Source organism: Pseudomonas sp. AC247, from assembly GCF_979258015.1.
The window spans coordinates 4,972,501-4,992,029 of the sequence record NZ_OZ409829.1; the positions used below are offsets into that span (position 1 = coordinate 4,972,501).

General features: G+C 59.4%; 17 protein-coding genes. 13 read left to right on the forward strand and 4 right to left on the reverse strand.

Annotated features, from left to right (window positions below):
- Positions 1-387: 387 nt before the first annotated feature.
- Positions 388-1,881 carry a CoA-acylating methylmalonate-semialdehyde dehydrogenase gene (locus ACZZ0B_RS22630; protein ID WP_463546275.1) on the reverse strand — a complete coding sequence of 498 codons (1,494 nt, stop codon included), beginning with the start codon at positions 1,879-1,881 and terminating at the stop codon, positions 388-390.
- A 145-nt stretch (positions 1,882-2,026) separates the two neighbouring features.
- A complete protein-coding gene (gene aptA / locus ACZZ0B_RS22635) occupies positions 2,027-3,376 on the reverse strand; it encodes an omega-aminotransferase AptA (protein ID WP_008088681.1) in 1,350 nt (449 codons plus the stop codon).
- A 138-nt stretch (positions 3,377-3,514) separates the two neighbouring features.
- Between aptA and ACZZ0B_RS22640 the strand changes: the two genes are divergently transcribed.
- The 7 genes from ACZZ0B_RS22640 to ACZZ0B_RS22670 all read left to right on the forward strand — a co-directional run bounded on the left by ACZZ0B_RS22640 (position 3,515) and on the right by ACZZ0B_RS22670 (position 11,464).
- Positions 3,515-4,435, forward strand: a complete 921-nt coding sequence (locus ACZZ0B_RS22640; protein WP_053116962.1) for a LysR family transcriptional regulator — start codon at positions 3,515-3,517, stop codon at positions 4,433-4,435.
- Between the two features lie 143 nt (positions 4,436-4,578).
- On the forward strand, positions 4,579-5,967 hold the full coding sequence (locus ACZZ0B_RS22645) for a uracil-xanthine permease family protein (RefSeq protein WP_463546276.1): 1,389 nt from the start codon (positions 4,579-4,581) through the stop codon (positions 5,965-5,967).
- Positions 5,968-6,055: 88 nt separating this feature from the next.
- Complete coding sequence (locus tag ACZZ0B_RS22650; protein ID WP_008088675.1) at positions 6,056-6,706, forward strand: TetR/AcrR family transcriptional regulator; 651 nt, start codon at positions 6,056-6,058, stop codon at positions 6,704-6,706.
- A 7-nt stretch (positions 6,707-6,713) separates the two neighbouring features.
- Positions 6,714-7,295: an IMPACT family protein gene (locus tag ACZZ0B_RS22655; protein ID WP_463546277.1), complete on the forward strand. Its 582-nt coding sequence runs from the start codon at positions 6,714-6,716 to the stop codon at positions 7,293-7,295.
- Between the two features lie 575 nt (positions 7,296-7,870).
- Positions 7,871-9,418: an ABC transporter ATP-binding protein gene (locus ACZZ0B_RS22660; protein ID WP_463546278.1), complete on the forward strand. Its 1,548-nt coding sequence runs from the start codon at positions 7,871-7,873 to the stop codon at positions 9,416-9,418.
- 13 nt (positions 9,419-9,431) lie between these two features.
- On the forward strand, positions 9,432-10,538 hold the full coding sequence (locus ACZZ0B_RS22665) for an ABC transporter permease (RefSeq protein WP_401241485.1): 1,107 nt from the start codon (positions 9,432-9,434) through the stop codon (positions 10,536-10,538).
- Entirely contained in the window at positions 10,538-11,464 is a 927-nt protein-coding gene (locus ACZZ0B_RS22670) for an ABC transporter permease (protein ID WP_008088667.1), read from the forward strand. Before ACZZ0B_RS22665 ends, ACZZ0B_RS22670 begins: the two co-directional genes overlap by 1 nt.
- Positions 11,465-11,522: 58 nt before the next feature.
- Here ACZZ0B_RS22670 and ACZZ0B_RS22675 read toward each other — a convergent pair whose 3' ends face one another.
- Positions 11,523-11,957 (reverse strand): hypothetical protein, encoded by a 435-nt coding sequence (locus ACZZ0B_RS22675; protein WP_463546279.1) that lies wholly within the window; start codon positions 11,955-11,957, stop codon positions 11,523-11,525.
- Between the two features lie 83 nt (positions 11,958-12,040).
- Here ACZZ0B_RS22675 and ACZZ0B_RS22680 point away from each other — a divergent pair, with 83 nt between their 5' ends.
- The 3 genes from ACZZ0B_RS22680 to ACZZ0B_RS22690 all read left to right on the forward strand — a co-directional run bounded on the left by ACZZ0B_RS22680 (position 12,041) and on the right by ACZZ0B_RS22690 (position 14,790).
- Positions 12,041-12,391, forward strand: coding sequence for a MerR family transcriptional regulator (locus ACZZ0B_RS22680; protein ID WP_008088665.1), 351 nt, complete (start codon positions 12,041-12,043; stop codon positions 12,389-12,391).
- 25 nt (positions 12,392-12,416) lie between these two features.
- The gene (locus tag ACZZ0B_RS22685) at positions 12,417-13,100 is read left to right on the forward strand and encodes an SDR family oxidoreductase (RefSeq protein WP_008088664.1); all 684 of its coding nucleotides are present in this window, start codon (positions 12,417-12,419) and stop codon (positions 13,098-13,100) included.
- A gap of 331 nt (positions 13,101-13,431) precedes the next feature.
- The gene (locus tag ACZZ0B_RS22690) at positions 13,432-14,790 is read left to right on the forward strand and encodes an 8-oxoguanine deaminase (protein ID WP_463546280.1); all 1,359 of its coding nucleotides are present in this window, start codon (positions 13,432-13,434) and stop codon (positions 14,788-14,790) included.
- 81 nt (positions 14,791-14,871) lie between these two features.
- On the opposite strand, the gene ACZZ0B_RS22695 is transcribed toward ACZZ0B_RS22690, so the two are convergent.
- Positions 14,872-15,963: a calcium:cation antiporter gene (locus tag ACZZ0B_RS22695; protein ID WP_053116951.1), complete on the reverse strand. Its 1,092-nt coding sequence runs from the start codon at positions 15,961-15,963 to the stop codon at positions 14,872-14,874.
- Positions 15,964-16,237: 274 nt separating this feature from the next.
- On the opposite strand from ACZZ0B_RS22695, the gene ACZZ0B_RS22700 reads away from it, so the two are divergent.
- From ACZZ0B_RS22700 to ACZZ0B_RS22710, 3 genes are all read left to right on the forward strand, one after another.
- On the forward strand, positions 16,238-17,311 hold the full coding sequence (locus ACZZ0B_RS22700) for a BMP family ABC transporter substrate-binding protein (RefSeq protein WP_463546281.1): 1,074 nt from the start codon (positions 16,238-16,240) through the stop codon (positions 17,309-17,311).
- Positions 17,312-17,459: 148 nt separating this feature from the next.
- Positions 17,460-18,425: a 2-oxoglutarate and iron-dependent oxygenase domain-containing protein gene (locus tag ACZZ0B_RS22705; protein ID WP_463546282.1), complete on the forward strand. Its 966-nt coding sequence runs from the start codon at positions 17,460-17,462 to the stop codon at positions 18,423-18,425.
- Between the two features lie 80 nt (positions 18,426-18,505).
- Positions 18,506-19,459: an adenosine deaminase gene (locus tag ACZZ0B_RS22710; RefSeq protein WP_008082147.1), complete on the forward strand. Its 954-nt coding sequence runs from the start codon at positions 18,506-18,508 to the stop codon at positions 19,457-19,459.
- Positions 19,460-19,529: the final 70 nt, after the last annotated feature.

Genomic DNA, 19,529 nt, shown 5'->3' on the forward strand with positions numbered 1-19,529 from the left:
CGAGGCGCGCATTCTACAGCAGCCTCATTTGCTGTCAAGTGATTATTTTCAGAAGTTTTCGAAGAATTCTTCAACAACTTCAACCACTTGCGCTTCAGATCCCTCATCAGCGGGAGGCGAATTCTACAGCGTTACACGCTGCTGTCAACACCTCTTTTTCAACTTCTTTCTGGCTTCGATGAACTGAAGCACCTGCTGCCGAAACCTACATAACTCATTGAATCTCAAGGAGTTTCCGTTTCGACTGCGCCGGAAGTGGGGCGAATTATAGACATCTGAAATCTGCCGTCAACACCTATTTTCACAAATCTGTCACATCGGTCAAAAAAGCCCGAAAACGCGAAGGCCGACCCCAAGGGGTCGGCCTTCGCTGCACTGCCCTTCTGCTTACAAGCTAGGGAACGCGAACTGCGAGGCTTCATGGCTAGCACGCTGTGGCCAGCGCTGGGTGATTGCCTTGCGACGGGTATAGAAGCGCACACCATCCGGACCATAGGCATGCAGGTCGCCGAACAGCGAACGCTTCCAGCCGCCGAAGCTGTGATAAGCCACCGGCACCGGCAGCGGTACGTTGACGCCAACCATGCCGACTTCGATTTCGTCGCAGAACAGACGCGCCGCTTCACCGTCACGGGTGAAGATGCAGGTGCCGTTGCCGTACTCGTGATCGTTGATCAGTTGCATGGCCTCTTCCAGGCTGTTCACGCGAACGATGCACAGTACCGGGCCGAAGATCTCTTCTTTATAGATGCGCATCTCCGGGGTGACGTTGTCGAACAGGCAGCCACCGAGGAAGAAGCCTTCCTCATGACCGGCCACGCTGAAACCACGACCGTCGACCACCAGGCTCGCGCCCGCTGCCACGCCGTCATCAACGTAGCCGCTGACTTTGTCGCGCGCCTGACCGGTGACCAGTGGGCCCATGTCCAGACCGCAAGAAGTGCCGGCACCGATTTTCAGCGCCTGAATCTGTGGAACCAGTTTCGCTACCAGCGCATCGGCCACCTGGTCGCCAACACACACGGCAACAGAAATCGCCATGCAGCGTTCGCCGCACGAACCGTACGCCGCGCCCATCAGTGCGCTGACCGCGTTATCCAGATCGGCATCCGGCATCAGCACCGCGTGGTTCTTCGCGCCGCCCAGTGCCTGAACGCGTTTGCCGCGTTTGGTGCCTTCTGCATAAATGTATTCAGCAATTGGCGTCGAACCAACGAAGCTCAGCGCTTTGACTTCCGGCGCTTCGATCAACGCGTCCACCGCAGTCTTGTCACCGTGGACCACGCTCATCACACCTTTCGGCAGGCCGGCTTCCAGCAGCAGCTGAGCGATCAGCAATGTCGAGCTTGGGTCACGCTCGGACGGCTTGAGGATGAAGCAGTTGCCGCAGACGATCGCCAGCGGGTACATCCACAGCGGCACCATGGCCGGGAAGTTGAACGGGGTGATACCGGCTACGATGCCCAGCGGCTGGAAGTCCGACCATGCGTCGATGTTCGGGCCAACGTTGCGGCTGTACTCTCCCTTGAGGATTTCCGGGGCGGCGCAGGCGAACTCGACGTTCTCGATGCCGCGTTTCAGTTCACCGGCGGCGTCTTCGAGGGTCTTGCCGTGTTCTTCGCTGATCAGTTGCGAGATGCGCGCTTCGTTCTGCTCGAGCAGTTGCTTGAAGCGGAACATCACCTGGGCACGTTTGGCCGGCGGCGTGTTGCGCCAGGCCGGGAACGCAGCTTTGGCAGCATCGATGGCTTTCTGGATGGTTTCGCGGGTGGCCAGTGGCAGCTTGTGGATAGCCTGACCGGTGGACGGGTTGAACACATCAACCGCGCGACCGTTCTCGGTCACCAGTTCGCCATTGATCAAATGCGGGATAACGCTCATCGAAAACTCCTGAATTTTTGTTCAGCGGGCGCCCATTGAAGGGCGCCTTCTATATATAGGTAGCTTTGTGGGGGAGCCGGATGTCTTTGGCGCTCTTCAGAACGCCTTCGCGAGCAAGCTCGGCTCCCACAGGTTCTGCGTGAAATCAGTCGAGCTTGTTCAGCACTTCGCCGACCGCGTCGAACAGACGATCGAGGTCTTGCGGCTTGCTGTTGAAAGTCGGGCCGAACTGCAGGGTGTCGCCGCCGAAGCGTACGTAGAACCCGGCTTTCCACAGCGCCATGCCCGCTTCGAACGGACGCACGATGGCGTCGCCGTCACGCCCAGCGATCTGGATCGCACCGGCCAGGCCGAAGTTACGAATGTCGATCACGTGCTTGGAGCCTTTCAAACCATGCAGCGCGTTTTCGAAGTGCGGCGCGACTTCGGCGACGCTCTGCACTAGGTTCTCTTTTTGCAGCAAATCGAGTGCAGCCAGGCCGGCGGCGCAAGCCACCGGGTGCGCCGAGTAGGTGTAGCCGTGCGGGAATTCCACGGCGTACTCCGGGGTCGGCTGATTCATGAACGTCTGATAGATCTCGGAGCTGGCAATCACCGCGCCCATCGGGATCGCGCCGTTGGTGACTTGCTTGGCGATGCACATCAGGTCCGGGGTCACGCCAAAGGTGTCGGCGCCGAACATGTTGCCAGTACGACCGAAACCGGTGATCACTTCGTCGAACACCAACAGGATGTTGTGCTGATCGCAGATCTCGCGCAGACGTTTCAGGTAACCCTGTGGCGGCACCAGTACGCCAGCGGAACCGGCCATTGGCTCAACGAATACCGCAGCGATGTTCGAAGCGTCGTGCAGTTCGATCAGCTTCAGCAGTTCATCGGCCAAAGCGATGCCGCCCTGCTCCGGCATGCCACGGGAGAACGCGTTGCTTGCCAGCAAAGTGTGCGGCAAGTGATCGACGTCCATCATCGCCTGACCGAACAGCTTGCGGTTGCCGTTGACGCCGCCGAGGCTGGTGCCGGCGATGTTCACACCGTGGTAACCACGAGCACGGCCGATCATTTTGGTTTTGGTCGCCTGACCTTTCAGGCGCCAGTAGGCACGCACCATTTTCACCGCGGTGTCGGCGCACTCGGAGCCCGAGTCAGTGAAGAACACGTGATTCAGATTGCCCGGGGTCAGCTCGGTGATTTTCTCGGCCAGTTGGAACGACAGCGGGTGACCGTACTGGAAGCCCGGCGAGTAATCGAGGGTGCCCAACTGCTTGGAGACTGCTTCCTGAATTTCCTTGCGGGTGTGGCCGGCGCCGCATGTCCACAGACCGGACAGCGAGTCGTATACCCGGCGGCCCTTGTCATCGATCAGCCAGCTGCCTTCGGCGCCAACGATCAAACGCGGATCGCGCTGGAAGTTGCGGTTGGCGGTGTACGGCATCCAGTGCGCGTCCAGCTTGAGTTGGCTGGCCAGTGGCGACTGAGCGTTTTCAGGCATGTTCATCGGGCAAAACCTCGCAGGGCATAAGCGTCAGGGAGATAAAAAGCGTTGTTGCAGCTAAATTGCCACGGCGATAAAGTCGGTGAAATCCAACTCTTCTAACCTTCAGTTAGAACTTTGCTAAACAATGAGAACAATAAGATGAGCAGTCGCCGCCCCGATCCGCTAGCCCAGGTCAGTGATTTTGATATTCGCCTGCTGCGGATTTTTCGCAGCGTGGTGGAGTGCGGTGGCTTCTCGGCGGCGGAGACTGTGCTCGGCATCGGTCGCTCGGCGATCAGCCAACAAATGAGCGATCTGGAGCAGCGCCTCGGTCTGCGACTGTGCCAACGTGGTCGTGCGGGGTTTTCGCTGACCGAGGAAGGTCGCGAGGTTTATCAGTCGGCGTTGCAGCTATTAAGTGCGCTGGAAAGTTTCCGCACCGAGGTCAACGGCCTGCACCAGCATTTGCGCGGCGAATTGATCATCGGCCTGACCGATAACCTCGTCACCCTGCCCCACATGCGCATCACCCACGCCCTCGCGCAGTTGAAGGAACGCGGGCCGGATGTGCAGATCCAGATTCGCATGATTGCGCCGAACGAAGTCGAGCAAGGTGTGCTCGATGGGCGCCTGCATGTCGGCGTGGTGCCGCAGGCCAGTGCGTTGTCGGGACTGGAATATCAGCCGCTGTACAGCGAGCGTTCGCTGCTTTATTGCGCGGTGGGGCATCCGTTGTTTTATGTCGATGACAAGCAACTGGATGACGAGCGCCTGAATAGTCAGGACGCGATTGCGCCGACGTTTCGTTTGCCGGCGGATATCCAGGCGCATTATCAGGCGCTCAATTGCACGGCCAGTGCTTCTGACCGAGAGGGCATGGCGTTTTTGATTTTGACCGGGCGATACATTGGTTATCTGCCGGATCATTACGCCAGCCTTTGGGTGCAGCAGGGGCGTTTGCGTGCTTTGAAAGCAGGGACGCGGTTTTACGATTTGAGTTTGGCATCGGTCACGCGCAAGGGGCGGCGCCCTCATTTGGTGCTGGAGAGCTTTTTGGAGAGTCTGGCGGCGACGCGTTGATCGGGATTGCGATGTTGGTGAAGTACAGCAAGATCAAGGGATCGCAGCCTTCGGCAGCTCCTACAGAGAAAATAAGTTGAGCAAGTGGACAGGTTTTTGCAGAGGGGGAATTACTTCGTTCCTTTGATAAGAAGCCTTCAGCCATGCAGCCAGATTCCGCACCGTCCAGCGACTTGATCTACGGCCTCAACGACCGCCCCAAACCACTCGCCGCCACCCTTGCCGCGCTGCAACACGTGCTCGCCAGTTTCGTCGGCATCATCACTCCGCCGCTGGTGATTGGTTCGGCGCTCGGGCTGACCGCGTATTTGCCGTACTTGATCAGCATGGCGTTGATGGTGTCGGGCGTCGGCACCTTTATTCAGGCGCGGCGGCCGTTCGGGATTGGCGCCGGGATGATCTGTCTGCAAGGCACCAGTTTCGCCTTTCTCGGTGCGGTGCTGTCGGCGGGTTTTCTGGTCAAGCAACGTGGCGGCAGCCCGGAAGACATTCTGGCGATGATCTTCGGTGTGTGTTTCTTCGGCGCGATCGTGCAGATCGTCCTCAGCCGTTTCATCGGGCAATTGCGTCGAGTCGTAACGCCGCTGGTGACCGGGATCGTTATCACCCTGATCGGCATCAGTCTGATCAAAGTCGGCATCACTGACCTGGGCGGTGGCTTCAACGCGCCGGACTTTGGTGCGCCGGGCAATCTGGCGTTGGGCGTGTTCGTGCTGCTGACGATCATTCTGCTCAACCGCTCCAATACGCCGTGGGTGCGCTTGTCGGCGATCATCATTGGTTTGGTGCTCGGCAGTCTGGCCGCGTGGTTCAGTGGGAAACTGGTGCCGCAGCCGTTGCCTGACTTGCCACTGGTGAGTTTTCCTACCCCGTTCAAGTTCGGATTCAGCTTCGACTGGACGGCTTTCCTGCCGATCGCGCTGATTTATCTGATCAGCACCATCGAAACCGTCGGCGACCTCACTGCCAATTGCATGCTCGCCCGCCAGCCAATCAGTGGCCCTTCTTATATAAGCCGCCTGCGCGGTGGCGTACTCGGCGATGGCGTCAGCTGCATGATCGCCGCGACCTTTAGCGCTTTCCCCAACACCACGTTCGCGCAGAATAACGGCGTTATCCAGTTGACCGGCGTCGCCAGCCGCTACGTCGGGCTGTACATCGGCGCGATCCTGTTTTGTCTCGGCTTGTTTCCGATGATCGGCGCGGTGCTGCAACAGATCCCGAAACCTGTATTGGGCGGCGCGACTCTGGTGATGTTCGGCGCGGTGGCTGCGGCCGGGGTGCGCATCCTCGCGCAGTCGTCGCTGGATCGGCGCAGCATGTTGATCATCGCCACTTCGTTCGGCGTTGGTCTGGGTATCGCCGCACAACCGAACCTGTTGCACCTGCTGCCGAAACTGGTGCAAAACCTGTTCGACTCGGCGATCACCAGCGGCGGTTTGACGGCGATCATCCTGTGCCTTTTGCTGCCGGAGTCAAAAACCCAGGTCGCCGAAGCGCACGCGCCGCTGAACAAGATCGAACAGGCGTAACGGTTTTATCATTTCAGGACTTGTCGGGTCTCTGTGGATGCGCTATCAACGCAACTGGTTGCACCCACAGACAAACCCGGAAGTGCCTATGACCTTTGAAGTCCCAGCCCACGGCGGCAAACCCGCCAGCCGCATTCGTCAGAAAAACGAAGAGACCATTCTCAAAGCCGCCGAAGACGAGTTCGCCCGTCACGGGTACAAAGGCACCAGCATGAACACCATCGCGCAGAATGCCGGGCTGCCCAAGGCGAACCTGCATTACTACTTCACCAACAAACTCGGTTTGTACGTGGCGGTGCTGAGCAACATCATCGAGCTGTGGGACAGCACCTTCAATACGCTCACGGCCGAAGACGACCCGGCCGAAGCGTTGACTCGTTATATTCGCGCGAAAATGGAATTCTCCCGACGACAGCCGCAAGCCTCGCGAATCTTTGCGATGGAAGTGATCAGCGGCGGCGAATGCCTGACCGAATATTTCAATCAGGATTACCGCGCCTGGTTCACTGGCCGCGCGGCAGTGTTTCAGGCGTGGATCGATGCCGGCAAAATGGACGCGGTTGATCCGGTGCACCTGATCTTTCTGTTGTGGGGCAGCACTCAGCATTACGCCGACTTCGCCACGCAGATCTGTCGCGTCAGCGGTCGCAGCAAGTTGACCAAGCAGGACATGGAAGACGCCGGCAACAACCTGATCCGCATCATTCTCAAAGGCTGCGGCCTCACTCCTTCTCTATAAGACGTTTATGCCTTTCACCCTCAGCGGTTTTTGCGAGTACCGCGAAGAGATTCGCAAAAGCCGCTTTATCACCTTCGCCACGCCGATCGGCAGCCCTGCTGATGCGCAGGCGTTCTTTGAACAGCACAGCGATTTGAACGCTTCGCACAATTGCTGGGCGTGGAAACTCGGCGATCAATATCGCAGCAATGACGATGGCGAACCGGGCGGTACTGCGGGGCGACCGATTCTGGCGGCGATTGAAGCGCAGGATTGCGATCAGGTCGCGGTGCTGGTGATTCGTTGGTACGGCGGCATTCAACTGGGGACCGGCGGTTTGGCCCGGGCGTATGGCGGTGGTGCGAACAAATGTTTGCAGACGGCGGCGAAGGTTGAGTTGGTCAGTCGGGTGGCGTTGAGTTGTGCTTGTGGGTTTGCCGAGTTGGCGTTGGTGAAGTTGCGGGTGGCGGATTTGGCTGGGTTGGTTGTTGAGGAGAATTTTACGGCGAATGGCGTTGAGTTGAAGTTGGCGGTGGGTGAGGCGCAGATTGCGGTGTTACAGGGACAGTTGGCGGATTTGAGTCGTGGGCGGATTTTGTTGCAGCGGTGAAGCAAGGTCAAAAGATCGCAGCGTGCCGCAGCGCCTACAGGGCTGCGATGTTTTGGGGCGGATGCGAAATTTCATATTTCGCAAACTTGCCCACATCTGCTGTGCACCCGACTGTGGATAACCTGAGCACATAACGCTGTAACCCTTCTGTCACGTGGCTTTGCGCGGTTTGTTCACTTTTCGTTCAATTTGCCCGACGAAATGTAATTTTCAAGCAGAAACAATCAGTTAGCCGCGTTTATCACCATTAGAAGAAAGCACCACAGTGCTTATGCCCGACGTTTCGGCTTGCGCACAATAACTGTGGAGCAACCTGTGGATAACCCGTTCATGACCGTCGCAGTCGCAGGTTCTGCCTAGCCCCCACGGGTTTGCTCGTTTTTTGATCAGTTGCCAACGGGCAAAACTGGAGCCCGATCAACGGCTTTGCGCTGTAATGGTGCTGCGAATCCCGCCGATTTTCACCGCAATGCTCTGCGCCGAGCGCCCGCACCCGCAGCCCGCTCGGGTTCCTGACTCAATGGCCAGGAAATTGCTTTATCCACAGGCACAACTTCAAGCAAGTCGAGCCTGTCATGCCAATTGCTTCTACTCCTGCGCGCCTGCAGCTGCGCCACATCAGCAAACGTTATCCCGGTTGTCTGGCCAACGATGCCATCGACCTGAGCATCGCGCCCGGAGAAATTCACGCCCTGCTCGGGGAAAACGGTGCGGGCAAAAGTACCTTGATGAAAATTATCTACGGCGTCACCCAGGCCGATGCCGGGGAAATGCTTTGGCAGGGCCAGCGCATCAACATCCGCAATCCGGCGCAGGCCCGGCAGTTGGGCATCGGTATGGTGTTCCAGCACTTCTCGCTGTTCGAAACCCTCAGCGTCGCGCAGAACATCGCGCTGGCGATGGGCGCCAAGGCTGGCACGCCGAAACAACTGGAACCGAAAATTCGCGAAGTGTCGCGCCGTTATGGCATGGCGCTGGAGCCGGAGCGACTTGTCCACAGCCTGTCGATCGGCGAGCGGCAACGGGTGGAAATTATCCGTTGCCTGATGCAGGACATTCGTCTGCTGATTCTCGACGAACCGACCTCGGTGCTGACCCCGCAGGAGGCCGACGAGTTGTTCATCACCTTGCGCCGTCTCGCCGCCGAAGGCTGCAGCATTCTGTTTATCAGCCACAAGCTCGGCGAAGTACGCGCGCTGTGTCATAGCGCGACGGTTCTGCGCGGCGGGCGCGTGGCCGGGCATTGCGTACCAGCCGAATGTTCCGATCAGCAATTGGCGCAGTTGATGGTTGGCGAAGCGGCGGCGTTGATTGGCGACTATCCGAAAGTCAGCGGTGGCGCGGCGTTTTTGCAGGTGAAGGGCTTGAGCTGGCACAACCCCGATCCGTTCGGCTGCTCGCTGACTGACATTGATGTGCAGGTGCGCAGCGGTGAAATCGTCGGTATCGCCGGGGTTGCCGGTAATGGCCAGGATGAGTTGCTCGCCTTGCTCAGTGGCGAACAAACCTTGCCTCGGGCGCAAGCTGCAACCATTCGATTCGCCGAGCAAAACGTCGCCGATTTACGCCCGGACGCGCGACGCAAATTGGGCCTGGCGTTCGTCCCCGCCGAGCGCCTCGGCCATGGTGCGGTGCCGGAATTGAGTCTGGCCGATAACGCTCTGCTCACCGCGTTCCAACAAGGCTTGGTCAGCCACGGTTTGATCGAACGCGGCAAAGTCGAAGCCCTCGCCCAGCAAATCATTCAGCGCTTCGGCGTGAAAACCCCGGACACGCAAACCGCTGCGCGCAGCCTCTCCGGCGGCAACTTGCAGAAATTCATCCTCGGCCGGGAAATCCTTCAGCAACCGAAACTGCTGATCGCCGCGCACCCGACCTGGGGCGTCGACGTCGGCGCCGCCGCGACCATCCACCGTGCGTTGATCGCGTTGCGCGATGCCGGCGCGGCGATTCTGGTGATTTCTGAAGACCTCGACGAACTGTTCCAGATCAGCGACCGCCTCGGCGCCTTGTGTGGCGGACGCCTGTCGGCGCTGCATAACACCACCGATACGCAACTCAGCGACGTCGGCGGCTGGATGGCCGGCCAGTTCGACAACCCACCTTCTGCCGCCACGGTTTAACGGAGTTTTCCACATGCTGCTTTCCCTCGAACCCCGTGGCCAGCAATCGCGCCTGATGCTGTGGTGCTCGCCGTTACTGGCGGCGGCGCTGACGCTCGGTTGCGGCTCGCTGCTGTTTATCGCCCTCGGCCACGACCCGCTGCAAACCTTGCATACGCTGCTGATCGCGCCGGTCAGCGATTTGTATGGTGTCTCCGAATTGCTGGTCAAGGCGCTGCCGATTCTGCTCTGCGCACTGGGCCTGGCGGTGGCCTATCAGGCGCGGATCTGGAACATCGGCGCCGAAGGTCAATTGCTCCTCGGTGCCCTCGCCGGCAGTGCGTTGGCGGTGAACATCATCGACATGCAAAGCCGTTGGGCGCTGGTGTTGATTCTGCTCACCGGCACCCTCGCCGGCGCGGCGTGGGCCGGACTGACCGCGTGGTTGCGCACACGCTTCAACGCCAACGAAATCCTCACCAGCATCATGCTCAATTACATCGCGCTGAACCTGCTGCTGTTCTGTGTGCATGGGCCGCTGAAGGATCCGGCCGGATTCAACTTTCCCGAGTCGGCGATGTTCGGCGACGCCAGCCGTTTGCCGTTGTTGATGGAGGATGGCCGCGTGCACGCCGGGGTGTATTTCGCCCTGCTCGCACTGGTCGCGGTGTGGGTGTTGTTGCAGAAAAGCTTTGTCGGTTTCCAGATCAAAGTGCTTGGGCTGGACAAGCGTGCAGCGGGGTTTGTCGGCTTTCGCGAGAAGCGTTTGATCTGGCTCGCGCTGTTGATCAGCGGCGGCTTGGCTGGGCTCGCTGGTGTCTGTGAAGTCACCGGGCCGATTGGCCAATTGGTGCCGCAGGTGTCGCCGGGTTACGGCTATGCGGCGATTACCGTGGCGTTTCTTGGGCGCCTCAATCCGATCGGGATTCTGTTCTCCAGTCTGTTGATGGCGCTGCTGTACATCGGTGGCGAGAGCGCACAAATGACGATGAATCTGCCGCAGGCGATCACCCAGTTGTTCCAGGGAATGATGCTGTTTTTCCTGCTCGCCTGTGACGTGCTGATCCTCTATCGGCCACGCCTGAATTTGCGTTGGGTGAAGCGCACTTCGACCACCGCTGTAACCGCCGGAGCGCTGTGATGGATATCGACCTGTTGAGCAATATTTTCTACGCCATGGTGCGTTGCGGCACGCCGTTGTTGCTGGTGGCGCTGGGTGAACTGATCTGCGAGAAGAGCGGCGTGCTCAACCTCGGGCAGGAAGGGATGATGCTGTTTGGCGCGGTGATCGGTTTTATCGTCGCGCTGAACAGCGGCAACCTGTGGCTTGGCGTGTTGTTGGCGATGTTGGCCGGGATGTTGTTGTCGTCACTGTTTGCGCTGGTGGCGCTGGTATTCAATGCCAATCAAGTGGCGACCGGGTTGGCCCTGACGATTTTTGGTGTCGGGCTTTCGACGTTTGTCGGCGCGGCTTGGGTGGGTAAACCGCTGGCCGGTTTTGAGCCGTTGGCGATTCCTTATCTGAGTGAAATCCCGCTGATCGGGCGGATGCTGTTTGCGCAGGATCTGCTGGTGTATCTGTCGTTCGCGCTGTTTGCGCTGGTGGCGTGGGTGATCATCAAAAGTCGTGTCGGGTTGATCATTCAAGCCGTGGGTGAGAACCCGGATGCGGCCAGTGCGATGGGCTTGCCGGTGTTGACCGTGCGTACCTTGGCGGTGCTGTTTGGCGGGGCAATGGCCGGGTTGGCCGGGGCTTATTTGTCGCTGGCGTACACGCCGATGTGGGCGGAAAACATGACCGCCGGGCGTGGCTGGATTGCGTTGGCGCTGGTGGTGTTTGCCAGTTGGCGAGTGTGGCGGTTGTTGCTGGGGGCTTATCTGTTTGGCCTCGCCAGCATCCTGCATTTGGTAGCGCAGGGGTTGGGGCTGGCGATTCCGTCGAGTTTGCTGGCGATGCTGCCGTACGTGGCGACGATTTTGGTGTTGGTGTTGTTGTCGCGGGATGCGGTGCGTACGCGGTTGTATGCACCGGTTTCGCTGGGGCAGCCTTGGCAGGCAGGGCATTAGTGCGGTGATTTCAATGGCCCTATCGCTGGCAAGCCAGCTCCCACAGGTTCAGTGGTGATCACAAATTTTGTGCACGGCACAGACACTGTGGGAGCTGGCTTGCCAGCGATGAGGCCCTGACAGGCAACACCTGAGCAATGCCCCACGCCAGTTCAAAGACCAGGAAAACCAGCAGAATCGAACTGGCGCCGTGCAGCAAGGCATACCCCTGCCAAGCCGCAAACAAAAACCGCGCCACCGCGTCATACCGTCCATAAAGCGCCTGCGGATCACGAATCCGCAGCACCGCCCACACGCACACCACCGACCCCAACAGATTCGCCATCAACATATGCACTGGCTGAAACACCGGCAATTCGCCGGGCAAATCCAGCGCACTCAACAACCCGTGCACAAGCGCAAAACTCCACGGCGTGGCAAAAGCCACAGTAACGATCAAGTCATACCAGGCACTGCCGCGCACCACGTTGCGATATTGCGTTGAAGTCCACATCGTCCTTGCTCCAGAAATTCAGGGAGCAAGTACGTTAAAGCCTGGAGTATGCTCCAGGGTCAATAGCCCTTTTGAGAGTCGCCATGCGCATCGGTGAATTAGCCCTGGCCAGCGCCGTCAGCCGTGACACCCTGCGTTTCTATGAGCAACGCGGGTTGATTGCGGCGCAGCGTAGCGCCAACGGTTACCGCGACTATCCACCGGAGATGGTGCAACTGGTGCTCTATATCAAAACGGCGCAGCGTCTGGGATTTACCCTCGGCGAGATCGGCGACAGTGTCGCGGCGTTATGGAACGCCCCCGATCCGGACAACGCCGTGGCGCAGTTGCTGCGCGACAAACTGCAACTGATCGAAACCCGCATGAGCGAACTCGACGTACTGCGGCAAGAGCTGCAACTTCGGCTCGGTCAGGCCTGTCCATTGAATCCATGATCCTCATTCATCAAGGAAGCCCCTCATGTCTGCAAAAAACGCACTGATCATCGGCGCCTCCCGGGGCCTTGGCCTCGGTCTGGTGAAAACCCTGCTGGCCGACGGCTGGCAAGTCACCGCCACCGTGCGCAATCCTGCCAATGCCGATGCGCTTCAAGCATTAGGCAAGGTGCGGATCGAGAAGCTCGACATGGACGATCAGCAAGCGGTGATCGCATTGAGTCAGCAACTCAAGGGCGAAACCTTTGATCTGCTGTTCGTCAACGCCGGGGTCAAAGGCCCGGCCGATCAGACCCCGGGCGGCGCGACATTGGCCGAAGTCGGTCAGCTGTTTTTCACCAACGCCGTGGCGCCGATCAATCTGGCCCAGCGTTTTGTCGGGCAGATTCGTGACGGCAGCGGTGTGCTGGCGTTCATGAGTTCCGGGCTGGGCAGCGTGACCGTGCCGGACGCCCCGGAACTGGCGCTGTACAAGGCCAGCAAGGCTGCGCTGAATTCGATGACCAACAGTTTTATCACGCAATTGGGCGAGCAGAAGATGACCGTGTTGTCGCTGCATCCGGGTTGGGTGAAGACAGACATGGGTGGCGAAGGCGCGGATCTGGATGTGGAAACCAGCACTCGTGGGCTGATCGATCAGGTGAATGCGTACACCGGCAAGGGCGGGCATCACTTCATCAATTACAAGGGTGAAACGATTCCCTGGTAAGCAGCGAAATCGGAATCCCCTGAAGATCTGCATGACTGGCTAACTGTAGGAGCTGCCGAAGGCTGCGATCTTTTGATTGTAAAAAAAAAAGATCAAAAGATCGCAGCCTTCGGCAGCTCCTACAGGGTTGCGTATTTTGTTGGAATGGGCGTTGTCGGATTACATCGCCATTGGGTTGTGTATTTTGGTGATGTTGTCCTGTCGGGTTGGGCTTGCCCGATGCAGCGTTTTGTTTGACACTGCGCACCTCGTCCCCGCGGCGACCCTGGATCAGCAGACAGGGCATCACTGAGCTGGCAACCCTGAACCCATTTTCAGAGGAGCCGGCAACATGCCCGCGACCCGTACCTGGTTAAAAAATCCCCTCGCCATTTTCACCTCCAACGAGCTCGATGCCCGTGGCGGTCTAGTCGTGCAAGACGGTGTCATCGTCGAAGTGCTGGCTGCCGGCCGACAGCCGTCGGCGCCGTGCAATGAAGTGTTCGATGCCCGCGAGCATGTGATCCTGCCGGGCCTGATCAACACCCATCACCATTTCTATCAAACCCTCACCCGCGCCTGGGCCCCAGTGGTCAATCAGCCGTTGTTCCCGTGGCTGAAAACCCTGTACCCGGTGTGGGCGCGTCTGACACCTGAGAAACTCGCCCTCGCCACCAAAGTCGCGTTGGCCGAGCTGCTGCTGTCGGGCTGCACCACCGCTGCCGACCACCACTATCTGTTCCCGGACGGCCTGGAAAACGCCATCGACGTGCAAGTCGAAACCGTGCGTGAACTGGGCATGCGCGCCATGCTCACTCGTGGTTCGATGAGCCTCGGCGAGAAGGACGGTGGCCTGCCGCCGCAGCAGACCGTGCAGGAAGGTCAGGTGATTCTCGACGACAGTCAGCGCCTGATTCACGAGTACCACGAGCGTGGCGACGGCGCGCAGATCCAGATCGCGCTGGCGCCGTGCTCGCCGTTCTCGGTGACCCCGGAAATCATGTCGGCCAGTGCTGAACTGGCGAACAAACTCGACGTGCGCCTGCACACGCACTTGGCCGAAACCCTCGATGAAGAAGATTTCTGCCTGCAGCGTTTCGGCCTGCGCACTGTCGATTATCTCGACAGCGTCGGCTGGCTCGGCCCGCGCACCTGGCTGGCCCACGGCATCCATTTCAATCCGGACGAAATCGCTCGCCTGGGTCAGGCTGGCACCGGGATTTGCCATTGCCCGAGTTCGAACATGCGTCTGGCTTCCGGCATCTGCCCGAGTATTGATCTGACTGACGCCGGTGCACTGTTTGGTCTGGGCGTCGATGGTTCGGCGTCTAACGATGCGTCGAACATGATTCTCGAAGCGCGTCAGGCGCTGTACATCCAGCGTCTGCGTTATGGCGCCGAGAAGATCACTCCGGAACGCGTGCTGGGTTGGGCAACCAAGGGCTCGGCGAGCTTGTTGGGCCGTACCGACATTGGTGAGATTGCTGTGGGCAAGCAGGCGGATCTGGCGTTGTTCAAGCTCGATGAGCTGCGTTTCTCCGGCAGCCATGATCCGATTTCGGCGCTGCTGTTGTGCGGCGCGGATCGTGCGGATCGGGTGATGATTGGCGGCAAGTGGCGCGTGGTCGATGGCCAGGTTGAAGGCCTTGACCTCAAAGGCCTGATCGCCGATCACAGCCAGGCGGCACGCCAACTGATCGCCGGCACCTGATCCCCCTCCCCATATGATCGTTCCCACGCAGAGCGTCCATGGCGGCATTCCCACGCGGAGCGTGGGAACGATCATCCGGCGCTAGAGGCCGAGCAGGGACAGCATGATGAACGTCGCAAACAGCACAAAGTGCGTCATGCCTTCGATGGCATTGGTTTCGCCGTCATTGAGGTTGATCGCGCTGACGATCAACGTCAGGAAAATCATCACCGTCTGCACTGGCGTCATCGCCATCTGAAACGGCTGGCCGGTATACAGCGCCATCGCTTCCATCACCGGCACCGTCAGAATCACCGTCGACAGCGACGCGCCCATCGCAATGTTCACCACCGACTGCATGCGGTTGGCCAACGCTGCACGCAACGCGGTCAAAATCTCCGGCGCGGCTGAAATGGCCGCCACCAGAATCGCCGTGATCACCGGCGGCGCGCCCGTGCCTTCCAGGCCCAGATCGAGGGTCTTCGACATCACTTCGGCCAGTGCGCCGATCACCACAATGCCAAACACCAGAATGCCGATCGACAGGCCGATGCTCGGTGCTTTCACCTGCGCGTCCTGTGGTTCTTTCTTGCGGCGTTTGTCCGGGTAGCTGTAGCTGAAAAAGTAACTGTGCGGGCCGACCTGCATGCGCAGAAACAGCGCGTAAAGCACCACCATCGCACCGATGGTGAACGCTGAATAAATCTTCCAGTTGGCCTCGGGAATAAACTCCGGCACCACCATTGACACGCCCATGGCGGTGAGGATCATCACGCTGTAGCTGCGCGCGGAATCGTCGTTGTAGGACTGTTCGCCGTGCTTGATCCCGCCCATCAGCGCGGCGAGGCCGAGGATGCCGTTGATGTCGAGCATCACCGCCGAATAGATCGTGTCGCGCACCAGCGTGGGCGACGCTTCGTTGCTCATCATGATTGCCAGAATCACCACTTCGACCAGCACGGCCGCGAGTGTGAGGATCATCGTGCCGTAAGGGTCGCCGACCTTTTCCGCGAGCAATTCGGCGTGATGGGCGACGCGCATCGAGGCGGCGACGATGAAAGCGATCAGTATCAGGCCGGCAGTCAGCGCGACGATCTGGCCGCTGTGCAGCATCCAGTGTTCCAACGGATAGGCGACGCACGCGGCGATGACGGCCAGTAGCAGAAAACTTTCTTGCTTGAGGATGGTGAGCATAACGGGCCTTTTGCCGAAGAGTGCGAATGAGCTACTGACTGCGGGGCGACGCTAACGTTTCGTTACACCTTAGCGCACCAAGCAATGGCGTGAACTCGCGAACTTGCACTGCGTTGGTTCTGGCGCTGAAAAGATCGCAGCCTTCGGCAGCTCCTACAGGTTGCGCATTCCCATGCAGGAGCTGCCGAAGGCTGCGATCTTTTTTGTTTGTTGTCCTGTTGGTCAGCAATTTGCATTGGCCCTGACCACACACAACAAAATGGAGTTCGAATTCATGCAAATACGTCCGCTGCACAAACTGCTGTGCGCCGCCCTCGGTCTGGGGATCAGTCTGAGCGCCAGCGCTGCCGATCCGCTCAAGGTCGGTTTCGTCTACATCGGCCCGATCGGTGACCACGGCTGGACGTATCAGCATGAGCAGGGGCGCAAGGCACTCGCCGAGAAGTTCGGCAATCAGATCACCACCAACTACGTCGAGAACGTCGCTGAAGGCGCCGACGCCGAGCGGGTGATCCGCAACATGGCCAAGGACAATTACGACCTGATCTTCACCACCTCTTTCGGCTACATGAACCCGACGCTGAAAGTCGCCAAGCAGTTTCCCAAGGTGACCTTCGAACACGCCACCGGCTACAAACAGGACAAGAACCTCGGCACCTATCTGGCGCGCACCTACGAAGGTCGCTACGTCGGCGGCTTCCTCGCGGCCAAAATGACCAAGACCAAGAAAATCGGCTACGTCGCCTCGTTCCCGATCCCCGAGGTGATCCGCGACATCAACTCGATTCAGTTGGCCTTGAACAAATACAACCCGGGCACCGAGATCAAAGTGGTGTGGGTCAACTCCTGGTTCGATCCGGGCAAGGAAGCGGATGCGGCCAACGCGTTGATCGATCAGGGCGTCGACGTGGTGTTCCAGCACACCGACAGCCCGGCGCCGATTCAGGCCGCAGAACGTCGTGGCGTGTACGCGGTGGGTTATGCCTCGGACATGGCGCACTTCGGCCCGAAAGCAGTGCTGACCTCGATCGTCAACGACTGGGCGCCGCACTATATTCAGGCCACGCAGAGCGTGATCGATCACACTTGGAAATCTCAGGATTACTGGGGCGGGTTGAAGGAAGGCACGGTTGAACTGCCGATCAGCGATCTGGTGCCGGCACCGGTGAAAGCCGAGGCCGAGCAGATCATTGCCGACATCAAGAGCGGTGCGTTGCAGCCGTTTACCGGGCCGATCAAGGATCAGGCCGGCGTCGAGAAAATCCCGGCGGGCGTGAGTGCGACCAATGCGGAGCTGGCGTCGATGAACTACTACGTTGAAGGCATGAAGGCCGAGATGCCGAAGTAACCCACCTGACCCAGATCGTTCCCACGCTCTGCGTGGGAATGCCGCCCGGGACGCTCCGCGTCCCTGCCAAAAGCGGACGCAGAGCGTCCATTGAGGCATTCCCACGCGGAGCGTGGGAACGATCTCCCGTACTTTTCAAGGATTGTGTATGGATCAGCTTCCGATCATCGACATCAGCCCGCTCTATTCCGACGACGAAAACGCCTGGCCTGCGGTGGCCGAGCAGATCGACCTGGCCTGCCGCGAATGGGGGTTTTTCTACATAAAGGGTCATCCGATTTCAGCGCAGCGCATCGCCGCCGTGCTCGATCACACCCAACGCTTCTTCGCCCTGCCCGCCGCAGAAAAACTCAAGATCGACATCACCCAGACCCGCCACCATCGCGGTTACGGCGCCATCACCACCGAGCAACTCGACCCGAGTAAACCCAGCGACCTCAAAGAGACCTTCGACATGGGCCTGCACCTGCCGGCCGAGCATCCCGAAGTACTCGCGGAAAAACCGCTGCGCGGCCCCAACCGCCATCCGGCACAACCGGGCTGGGAAGCGCTGATGGAGCAGCACTACCTCGACATGCAAGCCCTCGCACAAACCCTGCTGCGCGCAATGACCCTCGCCCTCGACATCGAACGCGATTTCTTCGACAGCCGCTTCGTTGATCCGGTCAGCGTGCTGCGCATGATCCATTACCCCCCGCGCCACACCGCCAGCTCCGCCGAGCAGCAAGGCGCCGGCGCGCACACCGATTACGGCTGCATCACCCTGCTCTATCAGGACAGCGCCGGCGGCCTGCAGGTGAAAAACGTCAAAGGCGAATGGATCGACGCGCCACCGATCGACGGCACTTTCGTGGTCAATCTCGGCGACATGATGGCGCGCTGGAGCAACGACCGTTATCGCTCGACCCCGCACCGGGTGATCAGCCCGCTGGGCGTGGATCGCTATTCGATGCCGTTCTTCGCCGAGCCGCACCCGGACACGCGCATCGAATGCCTGCCCGGTTGTCAGGACGCACAGCATCCAGCGAAATATCCGACGACCACTTGCGCCGAATTCCTGCTGTCGCGCTTCGCCGATACCTACGCTTATCGCCGTGAGCAGGAAGCCGTTTGATGGATCGCTTGGTCAGGTTTTGCCAATTGTTTCGGCGAGCATCTGTAGAATGCCGCCATTGCACCTGATGAGAAAAGAATATGTACGACTGGCTCAACGCCTTGCCCAAGGCTGAACTGCACCTGCACCTGGAAGGCTCGCTGGAGCCCGAGCTGCTGTTCGCCCTGGCCGAACGCAACAAGATCGCCCTGCCGTGGAATGACGTGGAAACCCTGCGCAAGGCTTACGCCTTCAACAACCTGCAGGAATTCCTCGACCTGTATTACCAGGGCGCTGATGTACTGCGCACCTCGCAGGATTTCTACGACCTGACCTGGGCGTACCTGCTGCGCTGCAAAGCACAGAACGTGATTCACACCGAACCGTTCTTCGACCCGCAGACTCATACCGACCGGGGCATCCCGTTTGAAGTGGTGCTCAATGGCATCGCCGCGGCATTGAAGGATGGCGAGCAGCAACTGGGTATCACCAGCGGTTTGATCCTCAGCTTCCTGCGCCACTTGAGCGAAGAAGAAGCGGAGAAAACCCTCGATCAGGCGCTGCCGTTCCGTGATGCGTTTGTCGCGGTCGGCCTCGACAGTTCCGAGATGGGCCACCCGCCAAGCAAGTTTCAGCGCGTGTTCGATCGTGCCCGTCACGAAGGCTTCCTGACCGTTGCCCACGCCGGCGAAGAAGGCCCGCCGGAGTACATCTGGGAAGCCATCGACCTGCTGAAAATCCAGCGTATCGATCATGGCGTACGCGCCATCGAAGACGAGCGCCTGATGCAGCGGATCATCGACGAGCAGATCCCGCTGACTGTGTGCCCGTTGTCGAACACCAAACTCTGCGTGTTCGATCACATGTCGCAGCACAACATTCTCGACATGCTCGAGCGTGGCGTGAAGGTCACGGTGAACTCCGATGACCCGGCGTATTTCGGTGGTTACGTGACCGAGAACTTCTATGCGCTGCATGAGCATTTGGGCATGACTCAGGATCAGGCCAAGCGCCTGGCGCAAAACAGCCTCGATGCGCGCCTGGTAAAACCCTAAAAGCAAAAGATCGCAGCCTTCGGCAGCTCCTACAGGTGTACACATAACCCTGTAGGAGCTGCCGCAGGCT

Bases quoted from the DNA above. Each gene is read 5' to 3' on its own strand.
- ACZZ0B_RS22630 (WP_463546275.1), bottom strand. From the start codon at position 1,881: ATGAGCGTTATCCCGCATTTGATCAATGGCGAACTGGTGACCGAGAAC.
- aptA (WP_008088681.1), bottom strand. From the start codon at position 3,376: ATGAACATGCCTGAAAACGCTCAGTCGCCACTGGCCAGCCAACTCAAG.
- ACZZ0B_RS22640 (WP_053116962.1), top strand. From the start codon at position 3,515: ATGAGCAGTCGCCGCCCCGATCCGCTAGCCCAGGTCAGTGATTTTGAT.
- ACZZ0B_RS22645 (WP_463546276.1), top strand. From the start codon at position 4,579: ATGCAGCCAGATTCCGCACCGTCCAGCGACTTGATCTACGGCCTCAAC.
- ACZZ0B_RS22650 (WP_008088675.1), top strand. From the start codon at position 6,056: ATGACCTTTGAAGTCCCAGCCCACGGCGGCAAACCCGCCAGCCGCATT.
- ACZZ0B_RS22655 (WP_463546277.1), top strand. From the start codon at position 6,714: ATGCCTTTCACCCTCAGCGGTTTTTGCGAGTACCGCGAAGAGATTCGC.
- ACZZ0B_RS22660 (WP_463546278.1), top strand. From the start codon at position 7,871: ATGCCAATTGCTTCTACTCCTGCGCGCCTGCAGCTGCGCCACATCAGC.
- ACZZ0B_RS22665 (WP_401241485.1), top strand. From the start codon at position 9,432: ATGCTGCTTTCCCTCGAACCCCGTGGCCAGCAATCGCGCCTGATGCTG.
- ACZZ0B_RS22670 (WP_008088667.1), top strand. From the start codon at position 10,538: ATGGATATCGACCTGTTGAGCAATATTTTCTACGCCATGGTGCGTTGC.
- ACZZ0B_RS22675 (WP_463546279.1), bottom strand. From the start codon at position 11,957: ATGTGGACTTCAACGCAATATCGCAACGTGGTGCGCGGCAGTGCCTGG.
- ACZZ0B_RS22680 (WP_008088665.1), top strand. From the start codon at position 12,041: ATGCGCATCGGTGAATTAGCCCTGGCCAGCGCCGTCAGCCGTGACACC.
- ACZZ0B_RS22685 (WP_008088664.1), top strand. From the start codon at position 12,417: ATGTCTGCAAAAAACGCACTGATCATCGGCGCCTCCCGGGGCCTTGGC.
- ACZZ0B_RS22690 (WP_463546280.1), top strand. From the start codon at position 13,432: ATGCCCGCGACCCGTACCTGGTTAAAAAATCCCCTCGCCATTTTCACC.
- ACZZ0B_RS22695 (WP_053116951.1), bottom strand. From the start codon at position 15,963: ATGCTCACCATCCTCAAGCAAGAAAGTTTTCTGCTACTGGCCGTCATC.
- ACZZ0B_RS22700 (WP_463546281.1), top strand. From the start codon at position 16,238: ATGCAAATACGTCCGCTGCACAAACTGCTGTGCGCCGCCCTCGGTCTG.
- ACZZ0B_RS22705 (WP_463546282.1), top strand. From the start codon at position 17,460: ATGGATCAGCTTCCGATCATCGACATCAGCCCGCTCTATTCCGACGAC.
- ACZZ0B_RS22710 (WP_008082147.1), top strand. From the start codon at position 18,506: ATGTACGACTGGCTCAACGCCTTGCCCAAGGCTGAACTGCACCTGCAC.